Source organism: Micromonospora sp. 067-2 (assembly GCF_046549295.1).
Taxonomy (GTDB): domain Bacteria; phylum Actinomycetota; class Actinomycetes; order Mycobacteriales; family Micromonosporaceae; genus Micromonospora.
On record NZ_JAJPWB010000001.1, the window covers coordinates 72,198 to 92,843 of the forward strand.

Consider the following 20,646-nt stretch of genomic DNA (forward strand, 5'->3'; position numbering starts at 1 on the left):
GGTGTGAAGCAGGCGGAGCGTGCGCCGACCTTAAATAGTCCTTAAAGGAGTGATCTAGGTTAGCTTTCCATCGCCGTGTGGCTCTACTTTGTGCGGGCGTCCGGGCTGACCATGCGGCCCGAATGACCCCCGTGCGGAGCGAAAAGATCAGATGAAGAACCGACTGTCGACAGTGCTGATCGCCGGCACGCTGGCGCTCGTCCCGACTGCCTGCGGCCGGGCGCCGGCCACACCGGTCGAGGCGGGTCGGTCGGCCCCCGAGGCCGCGACCGCCGCGGCCACGCCGACGGCCGACGCTCGCAGCGACCTCGGGACGGCGCCGCCGCCGTCGCCCTCATCCAGTGGCCCAGCGGCCGGGTCGACCGGCCCGGCCACCCGCGCATCCGGTGGCTGCGGCGCCGGCGGGCCGGCCGCCGTCTGGGCCGGCTGGCCGATGCCCAACCCGCGCGGCACCGGCCTGCCCCGTCCGGCCAGCTACACCGTCCGGGGCGACGGCACCGTACGGGACAACGTCACCTGCCTGGTCTGGCAACGCAGCCCGGCTCCCCGGACGTACGACTGGGCCGCGGCCACGCGCTACTGCGCCGACCTGACCCTCGCCGGCGGTGGTTGGCGGCTGCCGACCCGGGTCGAGCTGACCTCGCTGGTCGACGTCAGCGCCGCCAATCCGGCCATCGACACCCGAGCTTTCCCCGGCACGCCGCCCCGCTTCTTCTGGACGGCGAGCCCGTGGGCGGTCCGGCGCAGCCCCGCCCTCTCCTGGATGATCAACTTTTATGAGGGGCTGGCCACCAACGCCGGCAACCAGGCCAGCGCGTTCCACGTCCGGTGTGTGCGCTCGCCGGTCGGCTCCGGCCGGCCCCGGCTCCGCGTGACGGCTGGCGAGGTGAGCGATCCGCGCACCGGGCTGACCTGGCAGCGTGCCGACTCCGGCCGGACGATGAGAGCCGGACAGGCGGCCGGCTACTGTGCCGCGCTCAGCCTCGCCGGAACACGGTGGCGGCTGCCGAGCGTGAAGGAACTCGCCACCACGGTGGACGAGTCCCGGGTGGCGCCAGCCATCGACCGGGCCGCCTTCCCGGCCACCGTCGCCGACGGCTGGTACTGGTCGTCGTCAGCGGGCCTGACGGCGCAGAACCGCAGCGATCCCGGCCGGCCGTGGGCCCTGGACTACGAGGACGGATTCACCAACTTCCGCGACATCGGTCAGGCGCGCGTGCGCTGCGTGCGCTGACCCCAACCGCCCCACCTCCGCCGAGCGTGCCCACTACCCTTCTCGCCATGATCCGACCTGTCGGCGTCGTCCGGCCACCGCTGTGGCGGGATCGCACCTTCGGCACGTACTGGATCGCCCAGTCGCTCTCCGCGGCCGGCGACTCGTTCGCCTACCTGGCGGTTCCGCTGCTGGTGCTCCAGGCCACCGGGTCGGTCGCCCGGATGGGTCTGCTGACGGCCGTCGCCGGTGCGGCGGCCGTCGGCGCCGGGATCTTCGGTGGCGTGCTGGTCGACCGGTACGACCGACGCAGGCTGATGATCGTGGCGGATCTGGCCCGGCTCGCGCTCTACGGCCTCGTGCCGTTGGCCTGGCTCGCCGGCCCGCAGATCTGGCTGCTCTTCGTGGTCCTGCCGATCTGCGAGGCCGCCGGCATGGTGTTCCAGGTCGCCGCGGTGACAGCGGTCCGCAACCTGGTCGACCGGGACCGGATCACCGAGGCCAACGGCCGGCTACAGGCGACCTACGCGGCGGCGGCCGTGCTCGGGCCCCTGCTCGCCGGCGTGGTGTCGGCCCGGTTCGGCCCGGCCACGGCGATCGCCGTCAACGCGGCGAGTTTCGCGCTCTCCGCCGCCGGCCTGCGGCTGATCCGCCTGCGACCCGTGCAGGCCGGCGACGCCGTACCGGTGACCCGGCAGCGGCCGCTGGCCGAGTTCCTCGCCGGGGCACGATTCCTGTGGCGTCAGCCCGTGCTGCGCGCGCTGACCGTCCTACTGTCGGTCTTCGTCTTCCTGACCTACGGTTTCGTCGACGTGCTGATCTTCCACGTCACCCACGACCTGGGCCGTTCCGAGGGCACCGTGGGTACGGTGCTGGGCCTGGCGGCGTTGGGCACGGTCGCCGGTGCGCTGCTGGTGGCGCCGCTGCGCCGCTGGCGCGGTTTCGGCTTCACCTGGATCGGCGCGCAGGCGATCTGCGGTCTGGCCGTGGCCGGCGTCGGCGTCGCGACGACCGTGCCGGCGGTCACCGCCCTCACCGCGGTGTACCTGTGCTGCGTGAGCGTGGGTGGCATCTGCTCGCTGTCGCTGCGCCAGGAGATCACGCCCGATCACCTGCTCGGCCGGGTCACCTCGGCGTTCTGGAGCACGCACTACGCTCTCGGGCCGGTTGGCGCGGTCGTGCTCACCTGGGCCGCCGCCCGCTACGGCGTCGCGGTGGTCACCGTCGTGGCGGGGGCGGGATGCCTGCTGGTCGCGGTCGGCGGCCTGTTCACCCCGATCCGTCGAGCTGGCGCGGAGGCGCGACCCGGGCAGCCGGAACTCCAACCGGCCCCGGCCGGCGGCACCGGTTGAGACGCTGTGGAGGTGATGTCGTCAACGATTCAGGCAGGAGCGCAGGCCAGCCGATTCGTCTACGACATCAGCTCCAAAGGCGCTGAGTGCCACCAGGCCCCGGCCGGGTCGGCCGGTGGCTGCGCCGGAGGGATCCAGGCCGGTCAGAACTCCTGGTACATGACGTGCAGGCCGACCCGACCGAGGGTCGGGTGGCGGAACGCGCCCGGCACCGTGCCGACGACCTCGAAGCCCTCCCGCCGATACAGCCGCACCGCCGACCGGTTGCTCTCCGCCACGGCGTTGAACTGCATGCCGGCGTACCCCTGCCGGCGGGCCCAGGCCAGCGCGTCGCGGCACAGCGCGGTGCCCACACCCCGGCCCCGGGCGTCGGCGGCGACCATGAAGCTCGCGGTGGACACGTGCGCTCCCGGGCCCGGCCGGTTGGTGCCCATCTTCGCGGTGCCCAGGACCCGTGTGCCGTCCACCGCCACGACGGTCCGCCCGGGCGCCGCCTCCGCCCACATGCCGTACGACTGCTCGGCGGTCATCGCGGGGTCGTAGGGGAAGGTCTCCTGTGCCCGGATCACCTCCTCGACGATCGGCCACACCTGCGACCAGTCCTGGTCGACGAACTCCCGAACCCGCATCGGGGCAGGCTAAGCCCGGAAAGGGCCTCCGACAATCCGTTATCCCCCGGGTGCATCCGGGCGGCGCGCCCGATACGAAGCATGGGTCGTGACGAGACGTCATGGAACCGTTCGCCTTCGACGAAAGGCCCACTGATGAAGATCGCACGACTCGCCGCCCGGGTGGCGGTGGGCACGATGGCCACCGCGCTGGCCACCACCGCCGTCGCCGTACCGGCGGCACAGGCCACCGGCAAGCAGAAGCCCCTGGGCACCACGTCGCTCGCCCAGGTGCTCACCAGGGACAGCAGCGGCTTCGACCACAACCCGCGTGACTTCGACGTGCTGACCGCGGCCGTGCTGGCCGTGCTGAAGGCCAAGCCGAGCTCTCCGGTCAAGGTGCTCACCGACGGCACCGTCGCGCTGACCGCGTTCCTCCCCAACGACGCCGCGTTCCAACAGTTGGTCCGCGACATCACCGACGCCCGCAAGCTGCCCAGCGAGAGCGCCTCGTTCACCGCCGTCGCCGGCCTGGGCATCGACACCGTGGAGTCGGTCCTGCTGTACCACGTGGTGCCGGGCGCCACGATCGACCGCCGTGCGGCCGTCCGGTCCGACGGCGCGGAACTGACCACCGCGCTCGGCCCGACCGTCGAGGTGGACGTGCGCACCTACTGGCACTACTTCCGTCAGGTGCGGCTCGTCGACGCCGACACCGACGACCGGGACGCTCGGGTCGTCGCCTTCGACGTCAACAAGGGCAACCGGCAGATCGCGCACGTCGTGGACCGGGTGCTGCGCCCGATCGACCTGCCCTGACCGAGCTACGGGTGGCGTCCGACCACACGTCGGGCGCCACCCGTCGGGTCAGTCCCGGCCGAGCGTGTCGAGCTCCTCGCCGAGCAGGGCCGCCAGCCGGGCGTGCCGCCCCGGATGGCTCCGCGCGGTCATTCCACGGCTGGGCATCTCGACGGTCATCAGCAGATACAGGTGCAGCCGGTACAGACCGAGTCGTCGACGCGCGGGGCCGTCCAGCACCAGCGGCTCCACGGCGGCGGTGCGGTAGCCACGCAGCAGCGGATGCTCCGGCTCGTCCTCGATCCGCCCGTACAGCAGCGGGGAGACCAGGTCGAGCAGGGGATCGCCGTACAGGAACCGCTCACCGTCGACCAGCCCGGTCAGCCGCGGCCGGCCCTCCGGGTCGAGCGCGGCCAACACGTTGCCGTCCCAGCAGTCGACGTGCAGCAGGGCGGGGCGGCGCACCTCGTCCAGGGCGTCGGCGTGCCGCCCGACCAGTGCGCGCAACCGATCGGGAGTGACCGGCAACCGGACGACCCAGTCGGCAGCGTCGTCGAGCAGCGCGTCGAGCATCGCGGTGAACGCCACACGCCAGGTCGACCCGCTGGACCGGTCGTCGTCATAGCCGAACTGGTCGCCGGTGACCCGGTGCAGCGCGGCGAGGGCCACGCCGAGGTCGTACCGCGCCGGGCCGTCGTCGACCGTGGCGCCGGCCTGGGCCAACTCGCGCAACGACCCGCCAGGCAGCATCCCGGTCAACAGCCATTCGCCGTACGCCGGGTCGGTGCCGTGATGCAGCACCGGGGGTACGGGCACCTGCGGCACCCGCTCGGCGACCAGCCGGAAGTATCGCGCCTCGGCCGCGCAGAGCCCGCGCTCGTAGCGCAGCAGCCGCGTCCCGGCCGGCGGCGCCAGTTTCACCACTATCCGGCGGTCGTCGTCGAGCAGCACCCACCAGACCGTCGCGTACCCGCCACCGGTCAGCGGGCCGGTGTCCCGGACCAGGGCCTGCGGCCCCAACGACGCACGGACCAGGTACGCCACGTCGTCGGCCGTGAGGGCACGCTGGGTCGGGCTGGCCACGGTCAGGAGGGGGTGGCAGCACGCCGCGAGCGTGGCGCAGCGGCGGGAACGTCCCGCTCGGAGGCTGGGGCCGGGCCGGCGGTGTCCCGGCGAACCAGCTCGGCGGGAAGCACCTCGACCCGTGGCGCCGACGCTTCGTCGTCGAGCACCAGGGACATCGCGCGGACCCCCATCTCGACCAGCGGCAGCCGCACGGTGGTCAGGGCCGGGGTCACGTCCCGGGCGATCGGCATGTCGTCGAAACCCACCACCGAGACCCGCTGCGGCACGGGCACTCCGCGCGCCCGGAGGGTGGCCAGCGCACCGATGGCCATCGAGTCGTTGAGCGCCACGATCGCGGTCAGCTCCGGGTCGCCGTCGAGCAGTCGGGCGGTGGCCTCCGCGCCGCCGTCGCGGTCGAACTCCGCGTACCGGATCCGCCGTTCGGGCAGGTCGTGGCCCTGCTCGGCGAGCGCCTGCCGAAGCCCTGCCAACCGGTCGGTGGTGGTGGTGAGGATGCGCGGACCGGCCACCACGCCGATCGCCCGGTGGCCCAGCTCGCACAGCTCCCGCCCGGCGAGGTAGCCGCCGGTCCGGTTGTCGGGCATCACCGCGTCGCCGGAGTGCTCGTGCCGGCCGATCACCGCGACCCGTCCACCGGTCGCCTCGTACGCGGCGAGCTTCTCGTTGAGCTGTCGGGTGAATGCGGCGTCGTGGTAGCCGGAGCCGGCCAGGATCAGCGCCGCGACCTGGTGGCCGCGCAGCAGTTCCACGTACTCCAACTCGCGGTCCGGGTCCCGGTAGCTGTTGCAGATCATCAGCAGCCGGCCCTGATCGGTGGCGATCCGTTGCAGCCCGCGGGTGATCTCGGCGAAGTACGGGTCGGAGACGTCGTGCACGATCACGCCCACCGCGCTGCGGTGCGAGCGGGCCAGCAGTTGGGCGTGGGCGTTCGGCACGTACTGCAGCTCGGCGACGGCGGCGAGCACCCGCTCGCGCAACTCGTCGGTGACCGGCTTGCTGCTGCCGTTGATCACGCGGGACGCGGTGGCGGGCGAGACGCCCGCGCGACGCGCCACGTCGGACAGGGTCGCCATGGCCCGCCCCCTCGATCTGTTGACGGCGTTTCGTTCTGCCGGCTAGCGTCACGGTACCGCAGAGAAAGCCCTTTCCTGCAGCAGGGAGGCCCGGTCATGTCCGATCGCTACGCGGTGCTCCACCTCGACGAGCTTCCCGCCCGACGCTGCTCCTGCGGAACCACCCGTCGGGGCTTCGCCGCCGAGAGCGACGGCCAGGCCAGCGTGCACCTGCTGTCGGTGCAGGACGCGGTCACCCACCACCACCGGATCGCCACCGAGTACTACGTGGTGCTGGCCGGTGAGGGCGAGGTCGAGCTGGACGGCGTACGTCATCCGGCCCGACCGATGTCCGCGTTCCTGATCAAGCCGGGTTGCCGGCACCGGGCCATCGGCGACCTCACGGTGCTGCTGGTGTCGTTGCCGGCGGCGGACGACACCGACGAGTACTTCGATGCCTGACCGGTCGGCCCCGCTGCCCGGCGGGATCGGGGTGTCCCGGCTGCGCGTCTACGACACCGCCGCACCGGACGGCGTCGTCGGCGGCACCCCGCACGTGCACCTCTGCTGCACCGAGGGATACCTGGTGACCGGTGGCGAGGGCGCGGTGCAGACCCTCACCGCCGCCGGTTACCAGGAGACACCGCTGCGGCCGGACGCGGTGGTCTGGTTCGAGCCGGGCACCGTGCACCGCCTGGTCAACGGCGGTGGGCTGACCATTGTGGTGCTCATGCAGAACAGCGGCCTGCCCGAGGCCGGCGACGCGGTCCTCACCTTCCCGCCCGAGGTGTTGGCCGACCCGGCCGCGTACGCCGCCGCCGCTGCGCTTCCGGGCGGGGGAGCGCCGGGCGCCGACCTGAGCGCCGCGTACCGCCGGCGGGACCTGGCGGTGACCGGCTTCCAGGCGCTGCGGGCCGGCGGTCCGACGGCGCTGGCAGCGTTTCACCGTGCCGCGCTGGCGCTGCGCCGGCCGCTGCTGGCGCGGTGGCGGGAGCGGTGGGAGGCCGGCGCGGGTCGGGCCGCCGCCGGGACCGGTGGGCAGCTCGACGCCCTCGACCGGGGGGATCCGGGCCACCTGGGCGAGGCCGGGGTGTACGTGGTCGGCGAGCCGGTCGAGCGCGGTCGGCTGGGCATGTGCGGCCTGCTCGACACCTATCCGGCCATCGCCTGAGCGTCCTCTCCGAACGGTCCGCCGGTCGGTGTCGAGCCGGCGGGAAACAGATCCAGGAAAGGCCTTGCCTGGTGTGGGAGGGCCGCCTACGCTCCAGGAAAGCGTTTGCCTGATACGCCGACCAGCCCGGTCCGCGGTGTCGTGCCGGGCCCCGAGGAGGTTCCGCGTGACCGACAACGCTCTGGACACGGCGGGCCGCGAGGCCGCCTCGACGGCGGCGGGGGAACCCGGGCCGTCCACGGTGGCCGGTCCGCCGCCCGGCGTCGGTGGTCGCCCGCCCCGACCGACGCTCGGTCGGCGAGCGATCGCCCTCGCCGACTCGCTGTGGCGTCCCGCGCTGGTCCTGGCGGCGTTCTTCGTCGCCTGGTGGTTCGTCGCCGCCCGGGAGTACGTGCCCAACTACCTGGTGCCCACTCCTGCCCAGGTCTGGACCACGATGACCGACCAGTGGTCGGAGTTGGCCCGGCACACGATGGTCACGCTCTACGAGACGGTCGTCGGCTTCGTGCTGGCCGGGGCGCTCGGGCTGGCCACCGCGGTCGCCATCGCCTACTCGCGGACCCTGGACAAGGCGCTCTACCCGATCGTCCTGTTCGCACAGGTCATCCCGAAGATCGCCATCGCACCGCTGCTGGTGGTCTGGTTCGGTCTCGGCTTCACCCCGAAGATCATCCTGGCCGTGCTCATCGCGTTCTTCCCGGTGGTCATCTCCGGCGTGGCGGGGCTGCGATCCACCGACCCGGAACTGCTCGACCTCGCCGCCACGATGGGCGCCGGGCCGTGGCGCACCTTCCGCAAGATCCGCTTTCCGAACGCGCTGCCACACCTGATGGCCGGGCTGAAGGTGGCGGTCACCCTCGCGGTGGTCGGCGCGGTGGTCGGCGAGTTCGTCGGCGCCAGCGAAGGGCTCGGCTACGTCCTGCTACTGGCCAACGGCAACCTCGACGCGCCGCTGCTGTTCGCCGACCTGATCCTGATGTCCGCCATCGGCATCGTCCTGTTCGTCCTGGTCGAGATCGCCGAGGCGCTGCTCATCCCCTGGCACGCCAGCCGCCGGGCCGGCGTACCGCTCACCACCTCCTGACCGACCCCATCACGGAGGCACCGATGAAACGCACCGCCACCACCATCCTGGCCACCGCCGCCCTGCTCCTCGCCGCCACCGGGTGCGGCGGCGGGGACGACTCCTCCGGCGCCACCGGCGCCGGCGGCAACAAGAAGGTCACACTCACCCTCAACTGGGTGCCGTACGGCGAGCACGCCCCCTTCTACTACGGGCTGCAGAAGGGCTACTACGCCGCCGAGGGCATCGAGCTGAAGATCCTCCCGGGCAACGGCTCGGGCAACACCATCAAGCAGGTCGCCCAGAAGCAGACCGACTTCGGCTGGGCCGACAGCCCGGTGCTGCTCAAGTCGGTGGCCAGCGGCATGCCGGTCCGCAGTCTCGGCGCGTACCTGGAGAAGGGCCCGGCCTCGGTGGAGTTCTTCTCGGCGGAGAACATCAAGACGCCGGCCGACCTGAAGGGCAAGACGGTCGGCGGCACCCCCGGCGACGCCCTCTACGCCACCTTCCCGGCGTGGCTGGAGAAGAACGGCATCAAGTCGACCGAGGTCAAGGTGGTCAACGTGGACGCGGCCGGCAAGATCGCCGCGCTGGCCGAGGGCAAGGTGGACGCCATCATGGGCTTCTTCCACGACCAGGCGCCGACCATCGAGAGCAAGACCGGCAAGAAGGTCGACGTCCTGCTCTTCGCCGACTACGGGATGAACCTGCTCGGCACCGGCCTGATCGCCAACACCCAGACCCTGCAGAAGGACCCGGAGCTGGCCCGCAAGTTCGTCCGGGCCACCCAGAAGTCGTGGGCCGACGCCGCCCGCGACCCGGCCGGGGCGGTGAGCGCGATGGCCACCCTCGCCGAGAACGAGCCCGCGCCCGAGGTGCTCACGAAGCAGCTCACCCTCAACCTGCCGCTGATCGGCGCCGAGGGCCCGCCCGGGGTGAACACCGAGGCCCAGTGGACCGAGACCATCGACCTGATGTCCCGCTACGCGGAGCTGAAGGACCCGGGCGCGCCCAACGCGTACTGGGACGCCTCGTACGCGGCCCAGGGGTGATCCGGTGACCGCCGCGCCGGCACGGACCGGCACCGCCATCGGGATGTCCGGGCTCACCGTCCGGTTCACCTCCCGGCGTTCGCAGACCACCGCGCTGGACGACGTGTCCCTGGACATCTCCCCGGGGGAGTTCGTCACCATCGTCGGTCCGTCCGGCTGCGGCAAGTCCACCCTGCTGAAGATCGTCGCCGGGTTGGTCAGGCCAACCAGCGGTGCGGTGTCGCTGCTCGACCGCCCGGTGCGTGGCCCGCAGAAGGAGATCGGCTTCGTCTTTCAGAAGGCCGCGCTGCTTGAGTGGCGCGGCGCGCGGGCCAACATCCTGCTCCAGGCCGAGATGCGCGGCATGGACCGGGCGCAGGCGGCCCGCCGGGCGGACGAGCTGATCGAGATGACCGGCCTGACCGGCTTCGAGAAGGCGCTGCCCCACGAGCTGTCCGGCGGTATGCAGCAACGGGTCGCGCTCTGCCGGGCACTGCTGCACTCCCCGCCGGTGCTGCTGATGGACGAGCCGTTCGGCGCCCTGGACGCGCTGACCAGGGAGCAGATGAACGCCGAACTGCACCGGATCTGGCGGGAGACCGGCACCACCGTGGTGCTGGTCACCCACTCCATCGCCGAGGCGGTCTTCCTCGGCACCCGGGTCGTGGTGATGAGCGCCCGGCCCGGCCGGATCATCCGCACCTTTCCGGTCGAGCTGCCGGCGCACCGCGACTACGCGCAGGTGATGTCGGATTCCCGCTTCGACCGGCTCGCCACCGACCTGCGTGGGTTGCTCGGCAGCGCGGCCGCCAACCACTGAGCGCGGATCGGCACGACCAGCACGACCAGCACAACGGAAGGAACATCATGACCCGCAGGTCGATCGGCATCATCGTCAACGGAGTGACCGGAAGGATGGGTTACCGGCAGCACCTCGTCCGCTCGCTGCTGGCCATCCGTGAGTCCGGCGGCGTGGCGTTGGCCGACGGCACGACCATCTGGCCGGAACCGGTCCTGGTCGGGCGCAACGAGACGAAGCTTCGGGAGCTCGCCGAGCGGCACGGGCTGACCGAGTGGACCACCGATCTGACCGCGGCGCTGGCCCGCGACGACGTCGAGATCTATTTCGACGCCCAGGTCACCCAGCAGCGGGAGAAGGCGATCCGGCAGGCCATCGAGGCCGGCAAGCACATCTACACGGAGAAGCCCCTCGCCGAGGACACCGCCGGGGCGCTCGACCTGGCCCGGGCCGCCGACGCGGCCGGGGTCCGCACCGGCGTGGTGCAGGACAAGCTCTTCCTGCCCGGCCTGCGCAAGCTCAAGCGGCTCGTCGACGGCGGCTTCTTCGGCCGGATCCTCTCGGTGCGCGGCGAGTTCGGCTACTGGGTCTTCGAGGGCGACTGGCAGCCCGCCCAGCGGCCGTCCTGGAACTACCGGGCCGAGGACGGCGGCGGCATCGTGGTCGACATGTTCCCGCACTGGCACTACGTGCTGGAGGAGCTGTTCGGCCGGGTCAACGCCGTCTCCTGCGTGACCTCGACCCACGTGCCCGAGCGGGTGGACGAGGCCGGCCGCAGCTACCCGGCGACCGCCGACGACGCCGCGTACGCCATCTTCGAACTCGACGGCGGCGTGATCGCGCAGCTCAACTCGTCCTGGGCGGTGCGGGTCTACCGCGACGAGCTGGTGGAGTTCCAGGTCGACGGCACCGAGGGCAGCGCCGTCGCCGGGCTGCGCAACTGCCGGGTGCAGCACCGGGCGGTCACCCCGAAGCCGGTGTGGAACCCGGACCTGCCGGTCACCGAGGACTTCCGGGCACAGTGGGCCGAGGTGCCCGACAACGAGGAGTTCGACAACGGGTTCAAGGTGCAGTGGGAGGCGTTCCTGCGGCACGTCGTGGCCGGCGAGCCGTTCCGCTGGGACTTCCTGGCCGGCGCGCGCGGCGTGCAGCTCGCCGAGCTGGGGTTGCGCTCGGCCCGCGACGGTGTCCGCGTCGAGGTTCCGGAGTTGGGCGAATGAGCAGCGCCGAGGTCGTACTGCCCGGAGGGCGGCGGCACCGGCTGGCCGGGGGAGGCGGATTCGCCCGCCCGGCGGCACCGGCGAGCAGCCGGATCGCGTACGCCGCCGCGCACGTGGTCGCCGACCCCGGTGCGGAGAACGTGCCGGGCACCCCGGCGGCGGTGGACTGGGACACCACCCTCGCGTTCCGTCGGCACCTCTGGTCGTACGGGCTCGGGGTCGCCGAGGCCATGGACACCGCCCAGCGGGGGATGGGGTTGGACTATGCGGCCACCCAGGAGCTGATCCGCCGCAGCGCCGCCGAAGCCCGCGCGGTGGGCGGGCGGATCGTCGCCGGCGTCGGCGCCGACCAACTGTCGGCTGGGCCGGCCACGCTGGCCGAGGTCACCGCGGCCTACCGGGAGCAGCTCGACGACGTGCGCGCGGCCGGCGCGCGCCCGGTGCTGATGTGCAGCCGGCACCTGGCCGCCGCCGCGCGAGGCCCCGAGGACTACCTGCGGGTGTACGACGAACTGCTGACCGCCGCCGAGGAGCCGGTGGTGCTGCACTGGCTGGGTTCGATGTTCGACCCGGCGCTGACCGGCTACTGGGGTGCGGCGGATCTGGACCTGGCCGCCGACACCGTGGTCGAGCTGATCAAGGCGCACCAGTCCCGGGTGGACGGAATCAAGGTGTCGCTGCTCGACGCCGACCGGGAGGTCGCGTTGCGTCGCCGCCTGCCCGACGGGGTGCGGCTCTACACCGGCGACGACTTCCACTACCCGGAGTTGATCCGGGGTGACGAGGTGGGCCACTCCGACGCGCTGCTCGGGGTGTTCGCGGCCATCGCGCCGGCGGCCGCCGCGGCGCTGGACGCGCTCGACCGGGGGGACCTGGCGGCGTACGAGGAGACCTTCGCGCCGACCGTACCGCTGGCCCGGCACCTGTTCGCGGCGCCGACCTGGCACTACAAGACGGGAATCGTGTTCCTGGCCTGGCTGACCGGGCACCAGGACCACTTCACGATGGTCGGCGGCGCGCAGTCCGGTCGGTCCCCGGCCCACCTGGCCACCCTGCTCACCCTGGCCGACGCCGCGGGGCTGCTGCCCGATGCCGAGCTGGCCGCCGCCCGCGCCCGGGCGTTCTTCAGCGTCGCGGGCGTTGCACAGTGAGCGCGAGGAGCGAGCCGGTTCTGCGAGCCCCGCAGTCGCGAACCGAGACCGGAACAGTGCGTGGGCTGGAGCGGTTCTCGTTCAACCAGGCGACGTCGCAGCACTGGCCGCTGCCGGAGGTGGTTGCCGGCTGTGTGGCGGCCGGCGTGCCGGGCATCGGACTGTGGCGGGAACCGGTGGCCGGGTACGGATTGGCCCGCGCGGCGAAGCTGGTCCGCGACGCCGGCCTCACCGTCACCTCGCTGTGTCGAGGTGGGTTCTTCTCCGCCGACGACTGGCTGGCGGAGAACCTGCGGGCCATCGAGGAGGCGGCAGCCCTGGGCGCCCCCGAGTTGGTGCTGGTCTCCGGCGGTCTGCCGGCGGGCAGCCGGGACATCGACGGCGCCCGGGACCGGGTCGCCGACGCGATCGGCGAGCTGGTCCCACACGCGGCGGCGGCCGGGGTGCGGCTGGCCATCGAGCCGCTGCACCCGATGTTCGCCGCCGACCGCTGCGTGATCGCCACACTGGGCCAGGCACTGGACATCGCCGAGCGGTTCGACCCGGCGGTGGTCGGCGTGGTCGTGGACGCGTACCACGTGTGGTGGGACGACCGGGTGTACGCGCAGATCGACCGGGCCGGGGCGCGAATCGCCGCGTTCCAGGTGTGCGACTGGGTCACCCCGCTGCCGGAGGGGGTGCTGCTCGGTCGGGCGTTGCCCGGCGACGGGTGCATCGAGCTGCGGCGGTTGCGCGAGGCGGTGGACGCGGCCGGCTATCTCGGCCCGATCGAGGTGGAGGTCTTCTCCGCCGAGGTGTGGGCGCGTCCGGGTCGGGAGGTGTTGGACGCCTCGATCGCCGGCTACCTGGACCACGTTGTCTGAGTTTCCCGAACGGCGGTGGCCGGCGGCTGCCGGTGCCTGGCTGGGCATCGGCACCGCGCCGGCCACCCTGGTGCTCGGCGCGGCGATGGCTGCCCGGCACGAGGGCGCGGTGCCGGTGGCCGGGCTGCTGCTCGGCACCGTGGTGATCGCGGCGCTGCTGTGGTGGCAGGGCCTGATCGGCCTGCGCCCGCCGCTGGGCGACGGTACGACGCTGACCGGGGTGCTGCCGGCGTACCTGGGCAACACGTCGCGGTTGCTGCTCGCGGCCGTGCTGACCGCGGCGATGATCGGCTGGAACGGCTTCAACGTGGGCCTCGGCGGGGCCTCGCTGGCCGCGCTGACTCATCTGCCGGGCTGGACCGGGCCGGCGCTGCTGGAGGTGGCGGTCCTCGCCGTCTCGTGGGCGCCGGCCCGGCTGGGCAACCGGGTGGCCGTGGTCACCACGCTCAGTGCGGTTCTGCTTGTCGGCTGGTGCCTGACCGTGCTGCCGCCGCCCGGCACACCGGTCCGGGCCGGTGCGGGTGGGCTCGCCGACGCGGCGGCGCTGCTCGGGTACGCGGCGGTCTTCGCGCTGCGCGCACCGGACTTCAGCGTCGGCCTGGCCCGGCGGCGGGACCTGGTCTGGTGCGTGGGACTGCTGATCGGGCCGGCGCTGCTCGGAGTGCTCGCCGGTGCCGGCCTGTGGCTGCGTACCGGCTCAGCGGACGTGGTCGCGCTCCTGGCCGCCGGGTCGGGGCTGGCCGCGTACGCCAATCTGTTCGTCGCGGTGGCGGTGTTCGCCGCGGCGCTGACCACGACGTACTCCGGGGCGCTCGCGCTGCGCGGCCTGGCTCCCCGGGTGCCCGCGCCTACGGCGATGCTGTTCGTCGCGGTGCTCGGCGGAGGGCTGGCGGTGGCGCGTTTCGACCGGCTCGTGCTGCCCTGGCTGACGCTGCTGGCCGCCGCGCTGCCGGTGCTGGTGGTGCCGATGGCGACCGAAGCCGCCGCCCGACGGCGCGGCCGGACACCGCGTACGGTGCCCGCGTGGTGTTGGGTGCCGCCGGCGCTCCTCGCGGTCGGCTGCACGCTCGCCGGGGTGGGTGTCGCCCCGCTGCTCGGACTGGCCCTCGCCGGGGCGCTCACGCTGCTGTGGCGGCGCCACGGTGGTCAGGCCACGTGATCCACCACAGGTCGGGCAGCACCGGCCGGCTCGGGGATAGGGGAGACTGGTGGGCATGGCTGACCTGGGCGACCCGAAGGCTGCGCTGCACCACTACCTCCGAGCGAATCGCGATGACCTGATCTGGAAACTCGACGGGCTCAGCGAACGCGAGGCCAGACTGCCCCGTACCGTGACCGGCAACAACCTGCTGGGCATCATCAAGCACTGCCTCAACGTCGAAGCCAACTACTTCGGGCCCACATTCGGGCGCGAGTTTCCGACACCTCAGGAGCTGGTTCCCCTGCGGGCGTTCGAGGCGGACCCGCAGGCGGACTGGTACGCGAACGAGGGTGAGACGAAGGACGGGCTGATCGACCTGTATCGCCGGGTGGCGGAGTTCGCGGACCAGACGATCGAACAGCTGCCCCTCGACGCGCCGGGTCAGGTGCCGTGGTGGCGACCCGGCAGTCGGGACGTGACGCTGCAGAGGATCATCATCCACGTGACGGGTGACCTGGCCCGGCACGCTGGTCACGCCGACATCATTCGTGAGCAGCACGACGGAGCGATCGGCTGGCGTCGGGAGAGCAGCAGCGTCCCCGACGACCACGACTGGCCGGCGTACGTCGCCAGGCTGACGAAGCTCGCCGACCGGTTCGGATAGCCGGCGGGCGGGGTAAGCCCCCGCCCGCCGGTGACCGCAGTCAGCTGACCGTGATGGTCAGGTTGGCCGAGCGGGTCTCCCCGCTGGTGTAGGTGACCGTCACCCGGGCGGTGAAGGTTCCCTTGCGCGGGTAGCCGTGGCCGGTCGACCGCAGCGTGGCACCGTGCGTGACGGCGGTGTTGTCGCCGAAGTCCCAGGCGTAGTCGGTGATGCTCTGTCCGGATGGCGCCGAGGCGGTGGCGGTGAGGGTGGTGGTCAGCGGTGCGGCGCCGCTCGCCGGGCTGGCCACGACGGAGAGCGTCCCACCCGGCTCCTGCTTGACGCCGGCCCCGTTGAACCGCAACCAGTCCAGGGACAGCAGATCCGGGGTGCCGCCGACCTGCGCGGCGTTGACGAACGTCACGTAGAGCGTGGTGGTGCCGGCGGGTTTGTTGGTCAGCGTGACCGTGGGCGAGACCAGGTTGTCCCACCCGCCGGTCGAGGAGATGGTGGCCCTGCCGATCAGGGTGCCGGTGGGTGAGCCGGTGCGCAGCTCGATGTCGCCGCCGAGCCCGCCGTTGGTGACCCCGAGCGTCACCGAGCCGACATTGCGCAGGTCCACGGGCCCGTACGCCGCCCAGTCGTTGTGGTCGACCTCGCCGAGCCGCCTGCCGGCGCGGGCGGTGGGTCGCTCGTTGACCGTGAGGCCGGACTGGGCGCTGAAGTGCTCGGCCTCCTTGCTCTTGGGCTGCAACTGCGCCCGGGTCGAGCCGGTCAGTGCCGGTACGCCGCCGGCCGCGCCACCGTCGGTGTACTGCGCGGTGACGACCGTGTAGAGGTTCTGCCCCGGGCCGTGCCCGTCGCCGGCGTCCGCCTCGGTGGCCAGCAGCCCCGAGCAGCCGGTGTACACGTCCAGCGGGTGGGCGTGCGAGTCGTGGCCGAGCTGCGTCTGCACGGTCACCTTGGAGCAGTCGATGGTGGTGTCCTCCGGATCGGTGACCGTCACCGTGTACGGGATCTTGTCGCCGAAGTCGAAGAAGCCGCCGTCGGGCACGGTGATGGTCACCGTGGGTCGGGTGTTGCCGACCACCACGTCGGTGACCGCGCTGGCGGTCAACCCGTTGCCGCTGTTGCGGACGGTCAGCCGGGCGGTGAACTTACCGGCGGCCGAGTAGGTGTGGCTCGGGTTGGCGGCGGTGGAGTCGACGGTGCCGTCGTTGGTGAAGTCCCAGGCGTAGCTGAGCGCCGAGGCGTCGCCGGCGGCTGATCCGGCCGAGGAGAAGGCGACGGTCAACGGCGTTCGTCCACTGTCCGGCGTGGAGGCGATCTTCGCGGTCGGCGGTCGGCCGTTGGCGACGTAGTCGATCCGGTAGATGCCGGCGCCGGCGTTGCTGCCGCCGCGTCCGCTGCCGGTGCCCTCGCCGAAGTCGATGACGTAGAGCGAACCGTCGGGGCCGAACTCCGCCTCGAAGGGCTGGATCCAGCTCATGTTGCCGAAGATCCCGTTGATGGACTGGAGGTCACCGACGGCGGTCGGGCCGAAGCGCGCGTTGTTGAACGTCTGCGCCGTCCGGTGGATCGACAACGTCTTGAACCACTTGCGGGTGAACTCGTAGGTGATCCACTTGCCCTCGAAATACTCCGGGAACTTCGTGGTGCGGGTGTTGGCCGGGTCGTAGTCGTAGACCGGCCCGCTCATCGGCCCGCCGCCGCCGGTGCCCAGCTCCGGAAACTGGCCGGAGGCGGAGTACGCGTACCAGACCAGCGCCGACTTCGCCGCCGGCAGGGTGGTCAGGCCGGTGTTGTTGGGCGAGTTGTTCACCGATGCGCTGCAGCTGAACGTCGCCCCGGAGGTGCTGGTCGCGAAGTTGTAGTCGTTGAACGGGATGTTGTTGCCCACGCAGTACGGCCAGCCGTAGTTGCCGGCCGTGGTGATCCGGTTGAACTCCACCGTGCCCTCCGGACCCCGGTTCGGGTCGGCGGCGCGGGCGTCCGGGCCGTAGTCGCCGACCAGCAGGGCGTTCGTCAGCGGGTCCACGGTGATCCGGAACGGGTTGCGCATGCCCATCGCGTAGATCTCCGGCCGGGTCTTCGCGGTTCCGGCCGGGAACAGGTTGCCGGCGGGGATGGCGTACGTGCCGTCGGCCTGCGGCGTGATCCGCAGGATCTTGCCGCGCAGGTCGTTGGTGTTGCCGGCGGTGCCCTGGGCGTCCCAGGCGGCGCGTCCGGCCCGTTCGTCGATCGGGGTGTACCCGCTCGAGGCGAACGGGTCGGTGTTGTCGCCGATCCCGGCATAGAGCCGCCCGGCGGCGTCCATGGTCAGCGAGCCGCCCATATGTGAGTTGGCCCGGCCCACCCCGCGGTAGGTGGGGATGGCCAGTAGCCGCTTCTCCGAGGAGAGCGCGACGCTGTTGTTGGCGACCGTGAACCGGGACAGGTTGAGCTGTTTGAGGGTCTTGTCGGACCAGAGCAGGTAGACCCAGCCGTTGCTGGCGAAGTTGCGATCCAGGGTCATGCCGAGCAGCCCGTCGGACTGGTCGGTCATCGCCGGGGTGTACGCGAGGTCCAGCAGCGTGGTCACCTGGAGGGTGTCGGAGTTGACGACCTTCAACGCACCGGTGCGCTGGATGTAGTAGACCCTGCGGTCCGGAGCCACAGCCAGCTCGAACGGGTCGGCGAGGTTGTCGGTCACCAGCCCCACCCGCTCGAAGGTGCCGGTCTCGGTGGCCGAGCAGTCACCGGCGACCGCGCCGGCGGCCCACTCGATGCCGTAGCGCAGGTGCTCCAGGAAGGCCGGCTCGGAGAACCGCGAGCTGGCGTGCCCGCCAGCGGTGAACCAGGACCGGCCGCCGTCGTAGCGCTGACACCAGGAGTACGCGTGGTCGACGCCCTCGTCCATCCCGGGGATCCCGTCCCGCACCTTGATCTGCGCGAGGGTGTGCACGTTGCCGGTCGGATTGGTCTTCCAGTTGTACCACTCCTCGCTCTGCTCCCAGAGCTCCGGCAGGTTGCGGGTCGACGGATGCGCCCGGTCGAGCACCTTCACCCGGCCGGAAAAGGTGCCGCCGGTGGTGGAGAAGTCGGGGTGGTAGTCGAAGATCGTGCCGACCAGGCCCTCGTACCAGGGCCAGTCGCGTTCGCTGGCCGAGGCGGCGTGCACGCCCGCCCAGCCGCCGCCGTTGCGGATGAACCTCTGCAACGCCGCGCGTTGGCTGGCGTCGAGCAGATCACCCGAGGCCGGGGTGGAGTTGGTGTTGTTGAAGACCAGGGCGTCGAAGGTGGCGAGGTTGGCGTCGGTGAACGCGGCCGCGTCGGTGGTCGCGACGACCTCGAAGTTGTGGGTGGCGCCGAGCTGCTGGATCGCGGCGATGCCCGCCGGGATCGAGTCGTGGTAGAAATTGGTGATCTTGGAGAACACCAGCACCCGGAAGCGGGGGGCGGCCTCGGCGGGCAGGGCGGTGGTGGTGCTCAGGACGGTGGCGACGGCGAGCAGGGCGAGGCAGACCGCACGGAGGTATCTGGGCATGGGGGCGCTCCCTGTCAGACGGTGAGGGTCGGAAAGCGCTTTCTCGCTGCCCGCACCACGGTACTGACAGCCAGTGATGACCGTCAATAGTCTTGCCGGCGGGGCGGTCTCCGGACCCGGAGCCGTGTGCCGCGAGCGGGGTCACCGGGCCGAGCTGGTTACGCCTAGCATGGTTGCCGCGTACGTCGTCAGGCATCCGCCGACGGCGTGGCCGGTCGATCTGGGGAGGTCACGTGGTGGCATCGTCGACGTCGGGGGAGTACGGGGGTCGGGGCGCCGACCGGATCGACACCACCGTGATGCACTCGGCCCGCCGCTACAACTACTGGCTCGGCGGCAAGGACAATTTCGCCGTCGACCGGGAATCCGGGGACCAGGTCGCCGCCGTCTATCCGGCGATCCGCACGCTGGCCCGCGAGAACCGGGCCTTTCTCGGCCGGGCGGTGCGGTTCCTCGCCGAGGAGGCCGGCGTCCGGCAGTTCCTCGACATCGGCACCGGCATCCCGAGCGCCGACAACACCCACGAGGTGGCCCAGTCCGTGGCGCCGGAGTGCCGGGTGGTCTACGTCGACAACGACCCGATGGTGCTGGTGCACGCGCGGGCCCTGTTGACGAGTGGCCCGGCCGGTGCGACCGCCTACCTCGACGCCGACCTGCGCGACCCGGAAAAGATCCTCGGCGATCCGCAACTGCGATCCACCCTGGACCTGTCCCGGCCGGTAGCCCTGGTGCTGGTCGCCGTGGCCCACTTCCTCACCGACGACGACCGCCCGCACGAGCAGGTCGCCCACCTGCTCGACGCGCTGCCCTCCGGCAGTTGGCTGGCCCTCACCCACTTCACCACCGACCACATCCCGACCGAGATCGTCGAGCGGATGTACGCCGAGTTCGCCGCCGGCCGGATGAAGCAGGACACGATACCCCGCGACCGCGCGGAGTTCGCCCGCTTCTTCACCGGCCTGGAGCTCGCCGAGCCGGGCATCGTCCCGGTCACCGAGTGGCGGCCGGAGGTGCCGCCCGAGCAGCGGCCCTCCCTGGCCGAGGCGTCCATCCACGGCGCGGTGGCCCGCAAGCCCTGACCGGAAAACCCGTCGGTGTACGGCAGTCTGGCCGTCGGCGCGCATCGTCGGGCTCCGACCCGGATGGTGACGGGGGCGCCCCGACCAGACTGCCGGATCCAGCAGGCGGCGGCGACGTCAATGGAGGCGGCGATGAGCAGCGACGATCGGATCGAACGGGCCAGGAGGGCCTATGAGCGCGCGGTGTTCGGCGGCGACGCCAGCGAGTTGGTCGACGCCGAGGAGGGCCTGGACGCGGTCGAGGCCGATGCGGCGTTGGCGCGTGGGCTGATTCTGCACGCGCGTTGTCAGAGCGCGCCCGCCGACGCCGGTGCGCTGCCCGGCGAGGATCCCGCCGAACTGCCGTCGTTCGAGCGCGCGCTCGAGTTGTACCAGAGGATCGGCGACACGCGCGGCGAGGCCGAGGCACTGTTCTGGATCGGTTGCCTCCACCAGTTCATCCGGCGCGACAACGAGACCGCGGTTCCGTACCTCGAGCGGTCCTGCCAGCTGGCGGCGCAGACCGGCGACAAGTCGACCCGGTCCGAGGCGCTGCGGCACCTGGGCATCGCGGCGCACGCGGCTGGCCGGCTGGACGATGCGCGCGAGCGGCTGGAGGAGTCCTCCCGGCTGCGTCGGGAGGTCGGGGCACTGCCGGGCGTGGCGTCCAACATGATCGGGCTGGCCTACATCGCCGCCGCCCAGGACCGCCGGGCGGACGCGATCGCAACACTCGACGAGGCGTACGCCATCGCACACGCGCACGGTGCTCACGCCATCGTGCGGCACATCGAGCGGGCGAGAACGCAGATCTGAGCGTGCGGCCACGGCAGACGTTCCGCCACCGGGTCACTCGTTGCGCAACTCGTGG

At 72.0% G+C, this 20,646-nt stretch carries 19 protein-coding genes; 15 read left to right on the top strand and 4 right to left on the bottom strand.

Features of this window, described 5'->3' with window-relative positions; genetic code table 11:
• Positions 1-151: 151 nt before the first annotated feature.
• Entirely contained in the window at positions 152-1,234 is a 1,083-nt protein-coding gene (locus tag ACLJN9_RS00335; RefSeq protein WP_410808914.1) for a DUF1566 domain-containing protein, read from the top strand.
• Between the two features lie 47 nt (positions 1,235-1,281).
• Positions 1,282-2,565, top strand: a complete 1,284-nt coding sequence (locus ACLJN9_RS00340) for an MFS transporter (protein ID WP_410808915.1) — start codon at positions 1,282-1,284, stop codon at positions 2,563-2,565.
• Between the two features lie 143 nt (positions 2,566-2,708).
• Here ACLJN9_RS00340 and ACLJN9_RS00345 read toward each other — a convergent pair whose 3' ends face one another.
• Positions 2,709-3,194 carry a GNAT family N-acetyltransferase gene (locus ACLJN9_RS00345; RefSeq protein ID WP_410808916.1) on the bottom strand — a complete coding sequence of 162 codons (486 nt, stop codon included), beginning with the start codon at positions 3,192-3,194 and terminating at the stop codon, positions 2,709-2,711.
• A gap of 135 nt (positions 3,195-3,329) precedes the next feature.
• On the opposite strand from ACLJN9_RS00345, the gene ACLJN9_RS00350 reads away from it, so the two are divergent.
• On the top strand, positions 3,330-3,992 hold the full coding sequence (locus tag ACLJN9_RS00350) for a fasciclin domain-containing protein (RefSeq protein ID WP_410808917.1): 663 nt from the start codon (positions 3,330-3,332) through the stop codon (positions 3,990-3,992).
• Between the two features lie 48 nt (positions 3,993-4,040).
• On the opposite strand, the gene ACLJN9_RS00355 is transcribed toward ACLJN9_RS00350, so the two are convergent.
• Together ACLJN9_RS00355 and ACLJN9_RS00360 are read right to left on the bottom strand one after the other, a co-directional pair.
• Entirely contained in the window at positions 4,041-5,054 is a 1,014-nt protein-coding gene (locus tag ACLJN9_RS00355) for a phosphotransferase family protein (RefSeq protein ID WP_410808918.1), read from the bottom strand.
• 2 nt (positions 5,055-5,056) lie between these two features.
• The gene (locus tag ACLJN9_RS00360; protein WP_410808919.1) at positions 5,057-6,130 is read right to left on the bottom strand and encodes a LacI family DNA-binding transcriptional regulator; all 1,074 of its coding nucleotides are present in this window, start codon (positions 6,128-6,130) and stop codon (positions 5,057-5,059) included.
• Positions 6,131-6,226: 96 nt separating this feature from the next.
• Between ACLJN9_RS00360 and ACLJN9_RS00365 the strand changes: the two genes are divergently transcribed.
• The 10 genes from ACLJN9_RS00365 to ACLJN9_RS00410 all read left to right on the top strand — a co-directional run bounded on the left by ACLJN9_RS00365 (position 6,227) and on the right by ACLJN9_RS00410 (position 15,212).
• On the top strand, positions 6,227-6,571 hold the full coding sequence (locus ACLJN9_RS00365) for a cupin domain-containing protein (RefSeq protein ID WP_410808920.1): 345 nt from the start codon (positions 6,227-6,229) through the stop codon (positions 6,569-6,571).
• Positions 6,564-7,280: a cupin domain-containing protein gene (locus ACLJN9_RS00370; protein WP_410808921.1), complete on the top strand. Its 717-nt coding sequence runs from the start codon at positions 6,564-6,566 to the stop codon at positions 7,278-7,280. The genes ACLJN9_RS00365 and ACLJN9_RS00370 overlap by 8 nt, the downstream gene beginning before the upstream one ends.
• Before the next feature lie 166 nt (positions 7,281-7,446).
• Positions 7,447-8,364: an ABC transporter permease gene (locus tag ACLJN9_RS00375; protein ID WP_410808922.1), complete on the top strand. Its 918-nt coding sequence runs from the start codon at positions 7,447-7,449 to the stop codon at positions 8,362-8,364.
• Between the two features lie 23 nt (positions 8,365-8,387).
• On the top strand, positions 8,388-9,395 hold the full coding sequence (locus tag ACLJN9_RS00380) for an ABC transporter substrate-binding protein (RefSeq protein ID WP_410808923.1): 1,008 nt from the start codon (positions 8,388-8,390) through the stop codon (positions 9,393-9,395).
• 43 nt (positions 9,396-9,438) lie between these two features.
• Positions 9,439-10,194 carry an ABC transporter ATP-binding protein gene (locus tag ACLJN9_RS00385; RefSeq protein ID WP_410809508.1) on the top strand — a complete coding sequence of 252 codons (756 nt, stop codon included), beginning with the start codon at positions 9,439-9,441 and terminating at the stop codon, positions 10,192-10,194.
• A 47-nt stretch (positions 10,195-10,241) separates the two neighbouring features.
• Entirely contained in the window at positions 10,242-11,393 is a 1,152-nt protein-coding gene (locus ACLJN9_RS00390) for a Gfo/Idh/MocA family protein (protein WP_410808924.1), read from the top strand.
• Positions 11,390-12,544 carry a dihydrodipicolinate synthase family protein gene (locus ACLJN9_RS00395; protein ID WP_410808925.1) on the top strand — a complete coding sequence of 385 codons (1,155 nt, stop codon included), beginning with the start codon at positions 11,390-11,392 and terminating at the stop codon, positions 12,542-12,544. Before ACLJN9_RS00390 ends, ACLJN9_RS00395 begins: the two co-directional genes overlap by 4 nt.
• Positions 12,545-12,609: 65 nt before the next feature.
• Complete coding sequence (locus tag ACLJN9_RS00400) at positions 12,610-13,407, top strand: sugar phosphate isomerase/epimerase family protein (protein ID WP_410809509.1); 798 nt, start codon at positions 12,610-12,612, stop codon at positions 13,405-13,407.
• Positions 13,400-14,566 carry a hypothetical protein gene (locus tag ACLJN9_RS00405; RefSeq protein WP_410808926.1) on the top strand — a complete coding sequence of 389 codons (1,167 nt, stop codon included), beginning with the start codon at positions 13,400-13,402 and terminating at the stop codon, positions 14,564-14,566. The genes ACLJN9_RS00400 and ACLJN9_RS00405 overlap by 8 nt, the downstream gene beginning before the upstream one ends.
• Positions 14,567-14,621: 55 nt before the next feature.
• Positions 14,622-15,212, top strand: a complete 591-nt coding sequence (locus tag ACLJN9_RS00410; protein WP_410808927.1) for a DinB family protein — start codon at positions 14,622-14,624, stop codon at positions 15,210-15,212.
• 40 nt (positions 15,213-15,252) lie between these two features.
• On the opposite strand, the gene ACLJN9_RS00415 is transcribed toward ACLJN9_RS00410, so the two are convergent.
• Positions 15,253-18,717, bottom strand: a complete 3,465-nt coding sequence (locus ACLJN9_RS00415) for a ThuA domain-containing protein (protein ID WP_410808928.1) — start codon at positions 18,715-18,717, stop codon at positions 15,253-15,255.
• A 299-nt stretch (positions 18,718-19,016) separates the two neighbouring features.
• Between ACLJN9_RS00415 and ACLJN9_RS00420 the strand changes: the two genes are divergently transcribed.
• Entirely contained in the window at positions 19,017-19,796 is a 780-nt protein-coding gene (locus ACLJN9_RS00420) for an SAM-dependent methyltransferase (protein ID WP_410809510.1), read from the top strand.
• Positions 19,797-19,928: 132 nt separating this feature from the next.
• Complete coding sequence (locus tag ACLJN9_RS00425; protein ID WP_410808929.1) at positions 19,929-20,591, top strand: tetratricopeptide repeat protein; 663 nt, start codon at positions 19,929-19,931, stop codon at positions 20,589-20,591.
• Positions 20,592-20,646: the final 55 nt, after the last annotated feature.

What these genes read in the sequence shown, in the direction of transcription:
- ACLJN9_RS00365 (WP_410808920.1), top strand. Translation starts at nt 6,227, where the DNA reads ATGTCCGATCGCTACGCGGTGCTCCACCTCGACGAGCTTCCCGCCCGA.
- ACLJN9_RS00380 (WP_410808923.1), top strand. Translation starts at nt 8,388, where the DNA reads ATGAAACGCACCGCCACCACCATCCTGGCCACCGCCGCCCTGCTCCTC.
- ACLJN9_RS00390 (WP_410808924.1), top strand. Translation starts at nt 10,242, where the DNA reads ATGACCCGCAGGTCGATCGGCATCATCGTCAACGGAGTGACCGGAAGG.
- ACLJN9_RS00360 (WP_410808919.1), bottom strand. Translation starts at nt 6,130, where the DNA reads ATGGCGACCCTGTCCGACGTGGCGCGTCGCGCGGGCGTCTCGCCCGCC.
- ACLJN9_RS00415 (WP_410808928.1), bottom strand. Translation starts at nt 18,717, where the DNA reads ATGCCCAGATACCTCCGTGCGGTCTGCCTCGCCCTGCTCGCCGTCGCC.
- ACLJN9_RS00370 (WP_410808921.1), top strand. Translation starts at nt 6,564, where the DNA reads ATGCCTGACCGGTCGGCCCCGCTGCCCGGCGGGATCGGGGTGTCCCGG.
- ACLJN9_RS00340 (WP_410808915.1), top strand. Translation starts at nt 1,282, where the DNA reads ATGATCCGACCTGTCGGCGTCGTCCGGCCACCGCTGTGGCGGGATCGC.
- ACLJN9_RS00395 (WP_410808925.1), top strand. Translation starts at nt 11,390, where the DNA reads ATGAGCAGCGCCGAGGTCGTACTGCCCGGAGGGCGGCGGCACCGGCTG.
- ACLJN9_RS00335 (WP_410808914.1), top strand. Translation starts at nt 152, where the DNA reads ATGAAGAACCGACTGTCGACAGTGCTGATCGCCGGCACGCTGGCGCTC.
- ACLJN9_RS00345 (WP_410808916.1), bottom strand. Translation starts at nt 3,194, where the DNA reads ATGCGGGTTCGGGAGTTCGTCGACCAGGACTGGTCGCAGGTGTGGCCG.
- ACLJN9_RS00425 (WP_410808929.1), top strand. Translation starts at nt 19,929, where the DNA reads ATGAGCAGCGACGATCGGATCGAACGGGCCAGGAGGGCCTATGAGCGC.
- ACLJN9_RS00350 (WP_410808917.1), top strand. Translation starts at nt 3,330, where the DNA reads ATGAAGATCGCACGACTCGCCGCCCGGGTGGCGGTGGGCACGATGGCC.
- ACLJN9_RS00410 (WP_410808927.1), top strand. Translation starts at nt 14,622, where the DNA reads ATGGCTGACCTGGGCGACCCGAAGGCTGCGCTGCACCACTACCTCCGA.
- ACLJN9_RS00420 (WP_410809510.1), top strand. Translation starts at nt 19,017, where the DNA reads ATGCACTCGGCCCGCCGCTACAACTACTGGCTCGGCGGCAAGGACAAT.
- ACLJN9_RS00385 (WP_410809508.1), top strand. Translation starts at nt 9,439, where the DNA reads ATGTCCGGGCTCACCGTCCGGTTCACCTCCCGGCGTTCGCAGACCACC.